The following is a 17,559-nucleotide window of genomic DNA, read 5'->3' on the forward strand; positions in this document are numbered from 1 at the left end:
GCTTGTATAACTTATTGTATTACAATCTTTTTGGTAATACTTCGCGCGCCTTCCTGCACTTGGACAAGATATACGCCCTGTTGTGCTTCAAAGGCTATTTGCTGTTCAAATACCCCACCGGTATTGCCATAGTTTTTACCGGCTATTTTGCGACCACGCATATCAAACACGTTAACCTGCACATTATCATTGCCTGATGCGTTAAAACGTACAGTAAATACTCCCATATTAGGGTTAGGGTATAGTGCAAAACCTGCAAAGGCATTTTCCTGTACATTTAGGAATTCCTGTAGGGTGCAAATATTTAGGCTCCAGCTGTTTAGTGTGCCGCCATCTGCCCCAAATTCATCAAAAACCTGTAGTGTCCATTCGCCTTCCGGAGATTCGCCTGCAAAGGCAGAAAGCGCTTCATCAGGCAGTATCAGGCCGTTAAGCGTGGCATTTGGCGCATCATCACAGGCTGATGTTTCGCCGGCATCGCTAAAGGTAGCGTTTACATCGTGCCTGTCCCCACAATCCTGGCTAAACAGTTGTACCTCAGTACCCATTGGGCTTATAAGCGTAGCGGTAAGGTCGCCTACCCAGGTGTGGGTAATATACATACTCACAGTTAACGACTGTATAGGGGTGTTATCTTCTATTAAAAGCGATGATGTAACAGTAACCGCTTCACTATCAGAAATAACCACCGGCACATCGGCAGAAGTAACATCCTGGCAAAGGCTGTATCCGGTAACAAAACTAAAGGTTTCGCTATAATCTCCGGCACAGCCTTCATTTGCCGGGGCTAGCCTCCAGAAGTATTCAGTACTTTCTTCAAGAAGCGCGGTATATGATTCGCTGTCAAGGTTTGTTTCAGATATAATTTCTGTAAATGATTCATCTGTAGCTATCTGCACTACATAAGCCGATGCATTTGCCACAGTTTGCCACTCAAGTGTAACGTTGTTATCTACGGCTGTAGCGCCATCTGCCGGGCTTACAGGCACTACCGGGCCAAAGCCGGTATCAAACAGGTCAAGGTAAATGTGTACTATTTTGGTTTCAGAGCCCGATGTGGCGGTTACCGTCATGCTGTAGAAGCCCACAGCAGCGCCATCTGTATTGCTAACCGTCACATTTACAATGCCATTAGCCGATGTGCTGTTTGGCGTAAACGTTACGGTAGAGCCCATTGGGTTGCCTGTAATGGCATAGGTTGTAGTGCCGCTAAAACCCGCATAAGCGTTGTATTGCAGGCTGTAAACCACATCGTTACCCTTACAGGCCGATATATTCTGGTCGCCGGTTACGGCAATGGCCATAGTAGTTGCGGGCGCTGTAATGCTAAAATTAGTATCGCCAAGGTCATAGAACAGGTTTTTGTAGCCTTTAACCATAATTCGCTTATTGCCACCGGTAACATTAGGTATGGTAACCACCTCGCTGCCGTCGTTAGGTACTTTTGCTGCCAGGATGGTAGGGTAGGTATAACCGCCGTCTACAGATAAAAATATGTCAACATACGGAGTATAAACGCCATTGGCGGTTGTTCCGGCCACATCCCAGGTTACATTTTGGTTGGTGCCTGCCTGCCAGCTTACATTGGTATTGGGTGATGTAACCAAAAACGGCCCTGCTGTACCCGATACATGAACCTCCATATAGTCGGTAACGGTCTGTCCGCCAAGTATATTGTTATCCCTAACGGTAAAAGCAAAGGTAAAACTGCGTGCCACATCACTAATTACCTCCCAGGTAGGGTAGAGGTTGTTTGCCAGAACGTCTTCAATATCAGGCATAAAGCGCTGCGGGCTCTCTTTTATGGGCAGCGAACGGAAGTTAGGCCCCACGTTAGAACCTGCCTGTGGCGGCTGTACAGATATCTCATTATCAAACTGTTCCCAGCAATAGGTCAGGTTATCGTTATTGGCATCGGTAGCGCTGCCCTCCAGTATAAAGGCCGTGCTTTTTGGTATGGTATAGTTCTTACCGGCCTCAGCCACAGGGGGTATGTTCCCGGTTAGTGTATTGGCGCCGCAATTGCCGCCATTGGCTATAAACCAGGACATTTCGGCTATGCTTTGTGCATGGAACTGCGCATCGCTGTGCCACTCAACGTTAGGGTCGCACACGCCGGCATAGGCCATAATGGTGGTGCCGCTGCCCGGTTCGTATGCTGTAGCGTTGTTGCGGTTGCCGCCGCACTCGTTGTTAAAGCTGTGATTTCCACCAAATTGGTGTCCCATTTCGTGGGCTACATAGTCAATGTCAAACGGGTCGCCCACCGGTGAGCCAAGCCCGGTAATGCCGCGTGCCTTGCTCCCTGAACACGGTGACCACAGCTGTGCCACGCCACCACCGCCGGTGCTCACCACGTGGCCTATATCATAGCTGTCAAACCCCACGTGCGCATCTATAACTTCCTGGCTTGCACCAAGTAAGGCGTTATCGGTATTGCTGTTGTCAAACTCGTCTAAGTCTATAAAAATAATGTCTTCGTTGGTGTCAATCAGCTGCATGGTTATAGCGAAGTCCCTCTCATACACGCCGTTAACCCTTGTCATGGTTACGTTCATGGCTGCCAGCACGGCTTCTTTCTTCTCGGCCAGGGTACCCTCATTAAGCCCTGCCTCGTTTATGTGGAAGGCAGCATACTCAACCGTGCAGGCCATAGCCAGGCGATACACCCTCATGGTACCGTCAGTGCTCTGTATATCAAGGGTTTTGGCAGCGCTCTTGTGGTTGTTGTGCGCATTTTCCTGTGTGTCGCAATGAAACGTGCGCGCCGTGGTAACATCCTGTTTTTTATAGACTATATAGTACTTGTAATCAGTAGTATAAGGGTCGGTATACGATGCCTGACCCGGGGCAAACGTCATGTTGTGCAGGCCGTATTGCGTAATGCTGAACCTAATGGTTTCGGCAGGGTTGTTAACGTTAACGCCTGAATATGAGCGTATACCGGGGTGCAGGGCAGCAAGCCCCGGCTGCATAACAGGTGCATAGTAAATGCGGTAGTTTTGCAGGTTGCCATTTGCATCTGGAAATGAGGCTGTTACTGTGGAAACCGTATGTGCTGAACGCAACGGTGCATTGGCTATCTGTTGTTTAAGTGCTTCTAAATCAAGTGAAAAGGCGGTGAATGCCTGTGGTGTAGACCCCCTTTCCAGCAGCTGGGTACCGGCCAGGGCGCCGGGCTGCTCTTTTTGCCATGCCTGGGCGTGCGAGTAGCCCGTGGCGAGCAGTGCGGCATAAAAAAGTAATCGTAATTTCATAAATGCTTGTTTGAGTTAGTTTAAAGTTCACGAATATAGCAATTTAGCCGTTCCGTAGGCTTGCTTTTTGATTTAATTCCCAAAAATTGATTAGGCATAAAATAATAAATCGTTAAAAAATAAAAAGTGCGCAAAAAGGGGTAAAAAGTGCTTAATTTTTCACTTTTGGATGTTGAGATTGGGTTTTAAAACCATCAGTTTTGAGGGGTAAAATGCACCGGTTTTACCTTGTTTTTGAGTGCGCCGTAAAAGTGATGCTGCAGACCAAAAATGGAGGTCATTTTTAACCAGACCGGAGCACATTTTTTACCTGTCGGATATACCTGGGGGAGGTGTTAAGCGCAAAATTCACGATATATCGTGAATTTTTTTTCAGGGGGTGGTTTAGCTCCTTTACACTTTTCAGGTGCTTTATTTGATGACAGGCAACAGAAAAAATTCACGATATATCGTGAAAAATGATCTCGGGGCGGGGTAAAAGAAAACCCCCGGGCTGGCCGGGGGTTCAGTTGATTGTATTTGTGGGGGACAAAAATTAATAAACTATCTTCTTAGTCACTTTGCCCTTTACAGTTTCAATTTCGACTATAATTACTTGGTTGCCTGCGTTAAGGTTGCTTACAGTAGCAGTAGTGGCGTTAATGCCGTTTTGCTCATACAGCTTCCTGCCGCGGATGTCATACAGGGTAACGGCGGTCATCTCTACCGCACCCGATGTAATGTTTATAGCGCCGTTTTGCTGGTATATCAGTACCATATTGGCAAGTTCCGGCTGATCGATGCCCAGCGCATCTGTTTCATAATATACTTCAAACCTTGTGTCAAAAGCACCGGCACCTGTAGTAAAGGTGTAAGCACCCTCCTGAAGGTTGTACGTTGTACCGGTAAGGTTGTCTTTTACAAAAATGGCCTGCCCTTGTGCAAACAGCCCGTCTACACGGTCAAGGCTCAGGGTATATTCGCCGGCAACGGTAGCGTTAAAGCCCAAAGGCACCACATCAGTCACCTCAAACTGCGGCCTGGCCTGTATGGCAAGGTTGTCCTGGCCTGCCTTGCTGTAAAGTGCAGCAGTACCATCGGCAAAAGAACGTGCATCATAACCATAGTCAAGGCCGGCTGTGCCCTGTGGCATGTAGCTAACCAGTGCCTGGCTAAATGCCGAAGCCCCGTTAAGGTTTATCCACCACCTTGATACGGCAGGGGCGTTGTTTGTATTTTGTGTCCTGAAGAACGGCTGGCCGTTAGCAACCGGAGCGCCTTCCCTCATGCTGTTGCTGAATGTAACCTGGTGTGCAGCGGTAATGTCATTACGTAGCTTTACAATAAAGCCCTGCCCCGGAGATATAATCCAGTTGGCGTTAAACTCGCCCTCTTCTGCGGCAGCATAGTAAAAGTCGCCGTTATCGCCATCCATATCGCCACCATCGGCCTCATTGGCAGTAAAGCCGGCCATGGTAAGGTGTGCGTAGCTGGTTTCAAGTGCATTGTTGCGTTTCCTCCAGAAATAAATACCCTCACCGGCTTCAAGCACACTGCTGTTCTGGTTAAAGAACTCCGTTACGCTTATAGGCGATGCATAAGGGTTTGCCACGGCAATGTAATGATTTACAAGGTTTCCGGCAGGTACCGTTATGTCTCCGTTGTTTGGTACGCCGTTAAAGTTGCCGTAAAACGGTATTTTGGTTGTACCGCCATTGTAGCCCGGTATAGCCGGAAGGTCGTTTGGCATACGGATAAGGTAGCCCGTGCCGTTAGCAAACTCAGTAGTAGTAGGGTCGGCCACCTGAAGGTAGTTTTCGTCGCCGTTGCTGTTAAGCCCGTAGGTATAAAAACGGCCAATGGCAGTTTCGGGGCTAAAGTCAAACAGCACCTGGTTTTGCACCGGAGAGCCCCACAGTGTATAGTCAAGCCTGTACAGCTCGTTGCTGTTGCGCCATACGCTAGCAGCACCGGTATTGGCCACATTATTTACCTGCACAAGGGCAGCGTTGTTTTCTATGGTAAGTGCACCGTTAGTAACCACGGCATTTTGCACCGTTAGCGTACCGCCGGTTTTAACCGTTACCGAAGCGCCTGTTGTAATGGTAATGCTTTTTGCAGCAGCTGTGGCAAGGGTTACTTCAGGGTTGTGCATGGTAGTATCAATAACCACGTCCTGGTCTATGGTAGGCACACCGCCACACCAGTTGGCACCATTATGCCAGTTGCTGTCTACAGCGCCTGCCCAGCTGTTTAGCACGCTAATAGTTGTAGCAGCGCCTTCGCCCGTGCCGTCGCACTCGTTTGGCACTATCCTGACCCAGTAGGTTGTGCCTGCCTGTGCCGCAACGGTTGCCGTAACATCTGTAGCGCCGCTAATTATGTTCTGGCCTGTAGTGCCGGTTCCCCACTGGTAGGTTTGGCCTGCCTTAAGCATACCGCCCACAGCGGTAAGGGTAACATCAGTACCCGGGCATACAGCGCCGGTGTTAGATGATGTAATAGACGTAGGTTGTTGGTAAACCGGGGTAATGTCTAACTTCACGTTAGCGCCACCCTGATACTCGTCTATAACAATTTCTATTGTAGTATCTGCACCAAAGTGATAGTTGCCCAGGTTAGCGTTAGCCGGGCCGGGTTCCCAGCCGTTAGGGTTAATGGCACCGCCATTGCCTAATGTGTAGTTGGCAAAGTTAACCTGTGTGCCGTCTATGTAAATTTTAATATGGTCGTCCCATTTTTGAAGCGTCAGGTTGTATTCGCCGCAGGTAAAGCCCTTACGCTTGTACACAAACCCAAAATAGTCGTTTTCTACCGCGCAGCCTGTCCAGGTGGCAGCAGCCGAGGGGCTTGCACCGCTGGCCCACATATTTTCTGAATTAACAGTCAGGGCGCTATCAGTATAATATCCTTTATAAGTGTAGGTGTGCGGGTTAGTGTTGGTATTTATGTGCGATGTATACACGTTCCACTGGTTATCGCCATACTCAGCCGGGTTTCCTGGTGTGTTTGCACTTGTGGTAACGTTAAACACAATACCGTCGGTATGTCCGTTGCAGGGGCTTGCCAGCACGCGCCTTACCCAGTATGTGCCCGGTTGGGTAACGTTGCTCCAGGTAGGGGTGTTAAAACCGCTTGCAGGGTTTGTGCCTACAACGCTGCCATAGCCCCACTGGTAAGTGGCGCCGTTTTCTGTACCGCCCTGTGCATAAAGTGTGGTGTAGCCGTTGCAGCTGTAAATCACATTGCCGGTAACCTCTGTAGGGGCTGTGGCATTGCAGGTAAGCAGGCTGCTGTTAAAGCTAACGCGGGCACCGCCGCCGGCCTCATAAAATTCTACAATAATGTTAAGGGTTGTTTCTTCCTCAATTGTAATATCATAGTTATACGCAACATAGCCGTGGTTGGTCCACGAGTCTGCCGGGGTAACAAAAGTATTGCCGCCATCAAGGCTTAGCCTTACACCATCGTCTCCGCCTACAGTAAACCTGTAGTATCCCGGAGCATACGTTTTCTGCATTTTGTAGCGCACGGCAAAATCATCAAAATAGTAGCCGCAAATGTTATCGCCTTCCATTGCATTTCCGCCATAGTCGTGGTCAAACGTGGCAGCTTCTGTAACAAAGCCACGGTAGGTTCCGGTAAACGGGCTTGCGGGTGGGTTGCCGGTTTCGTAGCCGGAATAAACATAGCCTATCCATTCGTCCTGGCCATAAGTGGTTTGGTCTCCTGCCGGGTTATCCGGGCATTGTGCCTGTGCCGAACTGTTAAAAAACAGAAGGGCAGCTGTAAAAACGGTAGTTATAATACTACTTCTTTTACTTAGGGGGTTGAAAGTAAAATTATTCATATCAAAGATATTTTTGGGTATTGCAAATATATTGATAATAAGCGTTTTAAGGTGTTTGAGTAGCATTATTATCAATAATTCACATAAAAGGAAGATTAGTTAAAGTCTAAATAACTAATGGAGTAAAACGTTAATAAATTTTAAGAAAAAATTAACAAATACTGTTAATAAAAAACCCCCACTTTTAACGGTGGGGGTTCCTACATCCAACTAAAAAATTACTAAAACATTATAATGTAAAACATTATAATTTCTTTTCTCATGTGGGGGGACATCAAATTTAACTTGTGTATAGTTTTGTAATCCTGTTTTAAAAAAGACCCCCTTTAACAAAAGCCTCGGGGGGCCTACATCCAACTAAAAAATTACTAAACTATTATGATTAGTTCATCATAATCTTTTTAGATACAACCTGGTTGTTGCTAAGGGTTACATTTACAATAACCACTTGTTGGGCAACGGCAAGGTTAGCGCTTGCAAACTCAGTGTTGTCTATATTGTTTTGCGTAAACAGTGTCCTGCCAAGCATATCATAAACGGTTACAGCGCTTATGTTTTCGGTAGCAGTAACTTTAACCTGTTGTGCATCGCGGTATACTATTACATCTTTAGCATCAACTACCGGAGTTGTAGTACCAAGTTCATCCTGAGATACATACACTACTACAAAACGGTCGTTAAAAGTACCTGCACCGCTTGTAAACTCATAGCTGCCATTGTTCAGGTTGTGGGTTATGCCCAGTTGGTTATCTTTAAGATATACTTTCTGGCCTTGAGCAAACACACCCTGTGCACGGTCTATTTCAATTTCGTATGTTCCGGCAGCAGCGGCGTTAAAGCCAAGTGCTACTGTATCTGTATCTTCAAAGTTACCTCTTGACTGTATGGCAAGTTGTTTTACAGTGTCCTGTTCAGTCATTAGAGAGTACATATTCAGGTTACCGCCTGTTAGTGCCTCACCGTCATAAGCTTTGTCATAACCAAGGGTAGTTACCGGCTCATAAGCTACAAGAATCTGGGCAAAGTTGTCGCCACCTTGTACATTAAGCCATACTTTACCGTTTTGTGCAACTTCCGGTGTACCATCGTTTTGTGTCCTGAAGAACGATGATGTAAGGGTGTTCTGGCGCAGGTTGTTTTTAAATACAAGCTCTTTGTTTGCACCGGTAGCGTGTACTACAAAACCTTGACCTACGTTTAGTATACCACCTTCAGCAGCTTGCCAAGGGTCTGTAGCTATAGTGTTTCCGGCGTTAGTGTTACCACCGGTACCATCAGCATTAAGTGTTGCAGTGTTGGCTACATAACCGGTTATTGTACAGGTAGCATAGCTTATTACAGCAGCGTTATTGGTTTTCCTCCACAGCCATATTGTACCGTCTATCGCTTCCCTGTTAAGAGCGTTTTCTACAAGGAATGCAGTAATGTTTATTGGAGAAGGGTAAGGGTTACCCACGCCGTTGTATGCATTACCTGCGTTGCTTAGCGGCACCCTTATAGTACCGTTGTTAAGTGTACCTTCAAAAGTGTGCTCATATTGTGTGCGTGCAGTACCTTCGTTGTAGCCTGAAATGTTTGGCAAGCTGTTAGGCATACGGATAAGGGCAGACTTACCGGTTACAAATTTTTCAGTTTGTGGCGAAGTGTAAGCAGTATACACATCTGCAGCTGTATCATAAAAGTAGAAACGGCTTGGGCTTGTAGATGTTAGCGGAGAGAACTCAAGCAGCGACTGGTAGTCGGCAGTGCCTTCGCGGTAATCCGTTACAGGGGCGCTCCATAGTGTATAGTCAAGCCTTTTTAGCAGGCCGGTTTTGCGTTTTACTTTTGCAATACCGGTGTTTTGCTCGTCTTCAAGCTGTATAAGGTTAGTACCGTGCTCTATTGTAAGGTTACCGGTTGTAGCTATGTTTATAGCGTGGTTAACCGTTACTATTGCGTTACCCCTAAAGGTTACATTAGCACCATCAAGTACATATATTGAACAGGCATTAAAAGTACCGCCTACTTTTTCGAAAGTACCGTTAAAGATAACGTCTTTTCCAAGTGTTGGTTCACCGTGGCTCCAGCTTGTACCGTTCCAGGTAGTAGCGCTGTCGCAGTAAATACCTGTAGGGTCTCCGGCTGTAGGCATAGCTACCGGGCCAAATTCATCTGCACCCATATCAGGAGTTGTAGCTTTCCTTTTTTGTCCGTCTATATCTTTAGGTACTATGCTGTATATAGCGTTTGTACCGGCGTCAACAATACCGTTGTTAGCGGCAGAGTATGCATTAATGTGCAGGTTAGTTGCAGATACAAAAGACGGGTTAACGTTTAGCGTGTGTACATCTTTGTTGTTTGCAGTGCTGCCTATTGCAGATTTCCATCCGTCAAGTGTCCAAAGGTAGCCAGGGTTTTCGTTACCCGGTTCGCCCGGCCATGTAATGTTTACGTTGTTGTTTACACCTATGTAAGCAAGCCTGTCTGAGCTGTAATAGTTGTTATAGTCAAGGTGGGTAAACACGCTGTTTATATTAGCAGAAGTGTTTTTAACCGATATGGCTGTCCTCCTTGTAGTAGACTGCGATTGTGTGTTTACAAATATGTTGTTCCTTACGTCAAGGCCGGTTACGTTTTCGTTTACATAAAACGCTGCCGAATAGCCACCGTTTGGCTGGTTACTTGCTGGTGTAAGTACTACAGTGTTGTGGTAAATTTTGTAGCCAAAACCTTTGTCTACTACTATACCATAACCGTTGCTGTAGCCGCCGCCGTTACCTTTGGCCTGTACATCAAGTACAAAGTTATTGTACACTTTAATGTTCATTTCGCCACCTGTGTAAGTAGAAGCAAGAACTATACCTGCAAATATCTGGTCGTTTTCAGTAATCCTCTTAAGGTCTTTAATGTCGTTTTTATAGATGTTACCGTTGCGTGAGTTACCTGTAATGTTTATACCACCTGTAGGCAGGCTCGCAGCATTAGTATCCCTGTACAGTTTGTAGATGTAGTTTTGGTATACATCAAAACCGTTTACGTTGTTAAGGCTTACCGGAAGGATAACTGATTCGCTGTTGGTTTCAGAACCCAGGTCGTTATCATATATTTTTACGGTTTGGGCAGCGTTATCGGCTTTACCGTTTATAAAGATGGCTTCTTTAACGTTTACAAAGTCGTTGTTAGCAATGTTTATGTTGCTTATAAGTGCATTTGCAGGGTCATGAGAAATCTCGTTGCTGTCAAATGTATAGTTGCTTCCTGCAAAGATACCCATACAGAAGTTGTCTGAAAGGTTTTTGTAAAGCTGCTTTATAACAGTATACTTAACTGTAATGTTGCTTTGTGTGGCACCGTTAGGGGCAATCCATATAACACCCCTGTCAGTGTAGTCGTTAGAGTTGCTGCCGTGTATAATGTTACCGGCATAGCTGCTGTTAACAATCTGTAGGTTCCTTGTAGTACCGTTAGCAGTGTTGCTGCCGTCTATAATTATGTTGCTTGCGCCAAATAGTTTAAACACAGCAGGCACAGCCCATGAGTCGCCATTACCAGACCCTTGAGCTACATAAGGCCTTGGGGCTTCAATCTTAACATTTTTGCCGGGGGCAGGCTTAAAGGTTACAGAGTTGCCGTTAGGGTTGTTAAAAGCAGTAACAGTAATAGGGAACGTTTCGCCGTTAGTTACGTTGTATACTTTTTGGCTTACGTTATTTGAAAGAAGGAACGTTACAGCGCCAGATACACCATACTGGTTAAGGTGGTTAACCGCAGCAGTAATGGTAGCGAAGTGGCCATAAGAACCTACGTAATAAACACCGCTAAGTGCTCCTGCAGGGGTAGTACCCTGTACGGTTATATTTACCGATGCAATAGAGTTTTGGGTAGCATCAGCTGCTTTATACTTAAAAGTATCTGTACCTGTATAATTGGTAGCAGGTGTATAAGTAATTGTTTTGTCGCCATTAACTACAGCAGTGCCGTGTTCTGGAGCCTGTGTAATTGTAACCGATGTTACAGATGAGCCCTGAACGTCGTTAGCAAGAACATTTATTATTTTAGCAGTATTAAGGTTAGTGCTAACAGCATCATCAGTGGCAAGAAGCACAGGGCTGTATGCTGAAACAGTACCATAAAGTGCAGGGCCGGTTGAACCAGAGTTTCCGGTACCGCCGTTTGTATTGTAATACTGTGCGCCATTATGTACTAAAAGCACCTGGTTGTCATTTTGATTAACCTGGTAAACATATATCCTTACATAAACAGTTTCTCCGGCTAAAACACTAAACCCAGAAGGGAAAGCATAGCTAAGGTACTGGTTAGAAACAGAACCGGCATTAGTGTTAGTGGCTAGTACAGTACCGCTTGTTGAAAAACTAATATCTGTAGGTGTGCCTGTTGAAGATTTTTGGTAAATAATAGTGTAAGCATTTACGTTACTGCCATACTTAAAGCGGAAGTTTTTAAGCTCTACCTGTTTGTTTGCAGCAGCCGTTAGCTTTACTTCATAATACTTACCATAATCAAAAGTATTGTTAGGAGATGAATTAGTTGGCCAGTTACTGCCAAAATAACCATTGTATATGTTACTGGTGTTAAAGTTAATTCCGTTACCGCTAATGTTTGCAGCAGTAAAAGAAGCAGAAGGGGCACTTATTGTACCACTGGTGTTGTTGTAATAATACATGGGGTCAGTTGAAGGAAGAGCCCAGTCGATTCTTGAACCTTCCCATCTCACAAGCAGCTCGTTAGCGTTGTAAGAAGCATTTTGCGACAGGCCAATAAAAGGCAGTAGCAAAATTAGAAATAATGCTTTTTTCATCTTAGTAATTATTTAAATTTTAGGTAGTTAAGGGGGGCTTAACTATTTTTTGGTTGCGGGGGCAAATGTATTACAAAAATCTGTTAACAAAAAAATATTTTCAATTAAAATTTTAAGATTTTTTTAAGAAATATTACTATAACGTTTTAGTCGGGTCTATTCTGCTATATTTTAGGGTTTAGCAGTTAAAATCATACCTGTAAAAGCCAACTTTTTTTGTTATATTCTTAACAAATTCAGGTCCATTTTGCCTTACAAAAATTGTGGGATGTCTGTTTCATTTTGCTTTAGTAATTTTTAGTGTCTATTTTTTTAGTTGCGTTAACCTGTTTTTTACTGCTTTTTGGCAAGGCTTTTTTTGAAAAATCGCCCAAATGCATTTTGCAACGACCATTAACAGTATTTCACATTATTTTAACACTGCAAATGTGCTACATCTTCGCGCAATTACCATGAAAGTATGATAGACAAAACATAGACAACCATAAAGTTTTTTTATAGACAGATGTTAATGTGTTGATTGTAAAATATTTAAAATATAAATTTTGAAACACTCAGGTCAATATTTTTTTCAGAAAAAAAACATATCGATACCTAAACTGTAAGCGCATTTTAAGAAATGGGTGTTTAATCGTTAACAAAATTTATATATTTGTTAGACCAAAACATCTATTTATCCACTTTTCGTTATTTGATTTTATGAAAAAAATGATCTTTATGCTTGCCGTTATGGCAGCATTTTCTTCGTGCTCTGAAGACGACACCCCAACCGACGAATCGGTAATTATTCCCACCCCGCCCCAGGAGCCGGAAGAGCCACAGCAACCCGGCCCACCCGTGCCTACCCAATATGAGGGCTACACCCTTTTATGGAATGATGAATTTACCGGCACTACGCTCGATACCTCTAAATGGAATTATGAAACCGGAACCGGCATTAACGGAAACTTTGGCACCGGGCAGCTTGACCGCGCTACCGACAGGCCCGAGAACGTAAAAATTGAAACCGGCGATGCCACAAACCAGGGCCTGCTAAACATTACCACCCGCAAAGAATGGTATGTAGACCGTAATTATACCAGCGGCAGGCTTAATACCAAAGATAAATTTAGCGTAGGCCCCGGCAGCCGTATAGAAGCCCGCGTGTGGGCGCGCGATGTTAAATTTAAAGGCCAGGGCTTTGCCTTCTGGATGATGCCTGCCGAAATACCCGCCGGCCAGCCCCACCTTATGTGGCCACAGGGCGGCGAGGTAGATATTATGGAATATGTGGGCGCCATACCTTATGCTAACCTGGGCAGTGTGCACTATGCCTGGTTTTGGATGAACAACGAGTATGTAGACTGGAACCACGGCCACAAAGGCGGCTACTATAATTATGAGCAGCAGCAGGTGCCGGCTGTAAACCCACAGTATGGGCAGTGGCCTGCAACCGATAATAACCCCCATGCCGGCAGCGGGGGCTACCATTTATACCGTATAGACTGGTATGCAGACCGCATGGAGTTTAGTGTAGACCAAAACGTATACCACATTAACTACTTTAATGATGGCGGTGCATTTGGTACAGCCCCCGATGGTGAAGATGCCGATGCCAAAGTACAGGTTAACGGCAAAACGGTGTTTAAATCAGAATATTCGCACCATTTTGATGAATGGCACCCCTTTAGCCACAATTTTTACCTGATACTATCGGCCGGTGTAGGGGGCAATGATAATATGACCTACGGCGGTGCCATAGTGCCCGAAGCGGTTTTTCCGTGCGCTACCTATATAGATTATATAAGGGTATACCAAAGGCAGTAAAGCCCCCGGCCCCAAAGGGGAGCAGCTTCATTAAACGGGAACACCAGGGTAGCAGTTCCCCTTTGGGGGTTAGGGGGCTTTTATATCGCCGCCAAAAGATGGTCAAACTCCTCGTCGCTGCTTATTTCCATCTTTTTCTTAATGCGGTATTTTTTTGTAATGGCGCTCTCGTGGCTTATTTGCAGCAGCGAGGCTATTTCCTTATTACTCAGGTTAAGCTTTAAAAGCGAGCAGAATTCAACATCGTTTTTAGTAAGCTTTGTAAAGCGGTGTTGCAGGTTGGTGCCAAAATCAGGGTGCAGGCTGTTAAAGCGGGTTTCAAACTGTTTCCAGTAATCCTGCTGTTTTACAAGCATCTTAAGCTCTTTTTTAACTTCAGCTACAGATCCGGTAACGGTGGCCTCTGCCTTTTCTATAATATCATTGATAGAATTCTGGAAACTGGCCATGCGCAGTGCTGTGCTGGTTAGCTCGCGCTGCTTTTCGTCAATCATGTCGCGCTGTGCATCGCTTAGTTGCTGCTCGTGCCTGTGGCGTTCCTGCAATAGGGTAATATCGGCCCCGGCAGTGCTTAGCTGTTGTTTTTGCAGCCTGGTTTTTAATATTATACTGCGCATAAACAACAGTATAAGTATAACAATGGCCAGGGCAGCACTTATATAAATGGTAATTTTAGTATTACGGTCGCGGGCATCCTGCTCCAGTACTTTATTGTTAGCCTCCAGCGACAGGTTTTTTTCGCGCTGCACCTCTGCCTGAAACTTAGCCTGAACCTCGCGGGCATGGTCTTCGTTTGTTACGCGGTTTAGCGAGTCTTTAGTGGCAATGGCTTTTTGCAGGCCAATAATGGCAGCGGCATCATTATCGGTCTTGGCGTGTGCGGCTGCAACGGCAATATCAAGGCGGTTGCGGTCTTCGGCAGGGGTATTGGGGTAAACCGACAGCTTTTTGGTGCGTTCGGCTATTTTAATAGATTCGTTGTACCTGCCCAGCTTGTTAAACAACTCCGCCGACTCCGCCGCAATAATAGCCACATACACTGAGTTGCTTTCTTCTAATATGCCATAACCACGCGCATAGTTGTCTACGGCTCTCTTATACTGCTTTTTTGTAGCCGATATATTGCCTACCTTAGTATAGGCTATGGCCAGGTTAAGCACGTTTTTCATTTTTTTAAGCCCGGCAATGGCCTCATCAAGGGCTTTCAGGGCCTGGTCGTGCCTGTCGAGGTACTTAAGGCACTCGGCATAATTAATAAGGGTGTTATAATAGTTGTTTTTGTCGCCCAGCTTTTTGTATCCGGCCATACAATCACGATACATATCGGCAGCAAACTCAAAATTATACATCTGCATATAATTGTTTGCCAGCTTTTGCTGTGCGGTAATAAGCTGCAGGGGCTCGTTTTCTTTCTTTAGCAGCTCAATGCTTTTAAGGCAATACTCAACCGATTTGTCATACTCCTTCATTACATTATAATTGCTGGCATAATTGCCATAAATCATACCCTCAAACAGTTTGTTTTTATTGGCCCTGGCAATATCCAGTGCCTGCCCCAGGTATTTAAAAGAATCATCAAACTGGCCCTTGCTGCGGTATGCAGTAGAAATATTCATGAGCGGGCGCATGGCCAGGCGGGGGTATCCTTTAAAAAGCACAATGGCTTTTTTAAAGTTTGTTATGGCCGAGTCTTCTTTGCCCAGCGTATTGTAGTATATGGCATATATATTATACAGGCTGCCCCTTATGGTATCGTTAAGGTCTTTGCGTTTCAGGGCTTGCTGCACCAGTATCTTAACACTGTCGGGCTTAGAGTTAATGTGTTTTTTAACCTTGCCTTCAAACTCACGGTAATTAAAAGGCTTGTCCTGCGCCTTTACAAAAAGCGGGGCCAGGAGCAGTAATGCCAAAATATACAGTCGTGCCATCATCATATATCCATTATCAGGTTTTCAAATTCTTCGTCGCTGCCTATTTCCATTTTTTTCTTGATGCGGTATTTTTTTGTAATAACGCTTTCGTGGCTTATTTGCAGCAGCGATGCTATTTCTTTATTACTAAGGTTTAGCTTTAGTAGCGAGCAAAACTCAATATCATTTTTAGTAAGCTTGTCAAAACGGCGGATTAGGGTAGTGCCAAACTCAGGGTGAAGGGTATTAAACCGGGTTTCAAACTGTTTCCAGTAATCCTGCTGCTTAACCAGGTTTTGCAGTTCGCGTTTTGCATCGTTAACCTGTGTAATCTCGTTATTGTCGCAACGTTCTATAAGTGTACGGATACTGTCCTGGTAGTTTGCCATGCGCAGGGCGGTGCTGGTTAGCTCGCGTTGCTTTTCGCCAATAATATCCTTTTGTGCGGCAATAAGCTCCTGTTCGTGCACGTGCTGCTGCTCAATAACACTGCGTTCTGCCTCAATGCTTTTAAGCTCTTCGGTTTGCAGCCTGTTTTTAAGCAGGTAGCCCCTTAGCAGTAAAAGCACAAACAGTATAATAAGGACACCTGCCCCTATATAAATCCACATACGGGTTTCGGCTGCGTTTATATCATGGGTGAGTATTTTATTATTAGCCTCAAGGCGTGCATTTTTCTCCCGTTGGATATCAGTCTGGTACTTGGCCTGTATTTCTTCAATAGCCCCTATTTTCTTAATCTTGTTAAGGGTGTCCATTAATGAGAGCGTGTGCTGGTAGGCTTTAACGGCATCGTTGGTCATGCCCAGCGCATTATAAGTTGCAGCGGCAGCTTCGGTAAATTTAAGCTGGTTTTCGGTATTGCCTTTTTCGTTAAGCTTCAGGGTTTTTATCTGCTCTGTAACTTCTAAAGCCCTTTCGTACTCTTTATTGGTATTGAGCAGCGCTATGTATTCGCCGGCAATGCCCGCCGCCCAGCCGGATTTAGATGCATACAGGTTGCCCATGGCTTTGGCATACCACTCCAGCGCCTGTTTATCATTACCCTGAAGGCCCTTTAGTACCCCCAGGTGCGATTGCGTAATACCGGTAAGCTCTTTATCGCCATAGGTGTTAAGGCCGTTCAGTGCTTCGGTAAGCACCTTTTCGGCTTCCGCATACTTACCCGTCCTGCCCAGTGATTCGCCCAGGTTAATCAGCGTATGGTAGTAATTGTTGGTATCCCCGGCTTTTTTAAATGCGGCAGCACTCTCGCGGTTCAGGTCAATGGCAAACTCATGGTTGCCCATAGCCATATAGGTATTGGCCAGTTTTTGCTGCACTGCCGGAAGCTTATCGGTATTTTTTTCTGCCTTTAATATGGATATCGACTTTAGCAGGTAGTCTACCGCCAGCTTGTAGTTTTGCATATAGCTGTAGTTGCTGGCCATTTCGCCATAAGCCGTTGCAATGCCCACATTGTCTTTGTTTTTTTGATAGATTACCAGCGCCTGGTTAATAATGTCGAGCGCCTTGCTTAATTCTGACTTGTTTCGGTAGCCTATAGAAAGGTTCATGAGGGTTTTAACCCTAAGCTCTGGGTAGTTTTTCAGGTAGCCCAAAGATTTATCCATATACCGGATGAGCGAATCGGGCCTGCCGGTTACGCCAAAGTACATGCCATATAAATTATAGGTTTTACCCAATATGGAATCGTGCAGGTTGGGTTGCTTCAGGGTTTGCTTTATAAGCGCAAGGCCTTTATCAGGAGCCGAAAATATCAGCTTCCTGGTTTCTTTTTCGGCTTTGTTAAAATCATAAGCACCCCGCTGCGAAAACGCCACCGTAGTGGCTAACAGCAGGATAGTAGTCAGTATCCTAAGCATATCACCATGTTTTCGGTTTTTACTATAAAAACAGAAATCCACAGCCAATTTAACATTTTTTTAGAAATGTTTATGCACAAAATAAATATTT

6 protein-coding genes are annotated in these 17,559 nt (G+C 45.2%); 1 reads left to right on the top strand and 5 read right to left on the bottom strand.

The genetic code is table 11. From position 1 onward, the window contains the following. Positions 1-11: 11 nt before the first annotated feature. The 3 genes from AM279_RS15570 to AM279_RS15580 all read right to left on the bottom strand — a co-directional run bounded on the left by AM279_RS15570 (position 12) and on the right by AM279_RS15580 (position 11,887). On the bottom strand, positions 12-3,257 hold the full coding sequence (locus tag AM279_RS15570; protein ID WP_054408949.1) for a reprolysin-like metallopeptidase: 3,246 nt from the start codon (positions 3,255-3,257) through the stop codon (positions 12-14). 535 nt (positions 3,258-3,792) lie between these two features. Then, entirely contained in the window at positions 3,793-7,086 is a 3,294-nt protein-coding gene (locus AM279_RS15575) for a T9SS sorting signal type C domain-containing protein (protein ID WP_160316458.1), read from the bottom strand. A gap of 382 nt (positions 7,087-7,468) precedes the next feature. Then, positions 7,469-11,887: a T9SS sorting signal type C domain-containing protein gene (locus tag AM279_RS15580; protein WP_054408951.1), complete on the bottom strand. Its 4,419-nt coding sequence runs from the start codon at positions 11,885-11,887 to the stop codon at positions 7,469-7,471. Positions 11,888-12,586: 699 nt separating this feature from the next. Between AM279_RS15580 and AM279_RS15585 the strand changes: the two genes are divergently transcribed. Continuing rightward, complete coding sequence (locus AM279_RS15585; protein WP_054408952.1) at positions 12,587-13,693, top strand: glycoside hydrolase family 16 protein; 1,107 nt, start codon at positions 12,587-12,589, stop codon at positions 13,691-13,693. An 80-nt stretch (positions 13,694-13,773) separates the two neighbouring features. Here the strand turns inward: AM279_RS15585 and AM279_RS15590 are convergent, their stop codons facing one another. Next, positions 13,774-15,627, bottom strand: coding sequence for a tetratricopeptide repeat protein (locus AM279_RS15590; protein ID WP_143090363.1), 1,854 nt, complete (start codon positions 15,625-15,627; stop codon positions 13,774-13,776). Continuing rightward, a complete protein-coding gene (locus tag AM279_RS15595; RefSeq protein ID WP_054408954.1) occupies positions 15,624-17,468 on the bottom strand; it encodes a tetratricopeptide repeat protein in 1,845 nt (614 codons plus the stop codon). The genes AM279_RS15590 and AM279_RS15595 overlap by 4 nt, the downstream gene beginning before the upstream one ends. Positions 17,469-17,559: the final 91 nt, after the last annotated feature.

Source organism: Flavobacterium akiainvivens (assembly GCF_001278115.1).
GTDB classification, from domain to species: domain Bacteria; phylum Bacteroidota; class Bacteroidia; order Flavobacteriales; family Flavobacteriaceae; genus Flavobacterium; species Flavobacterium akiainvivens.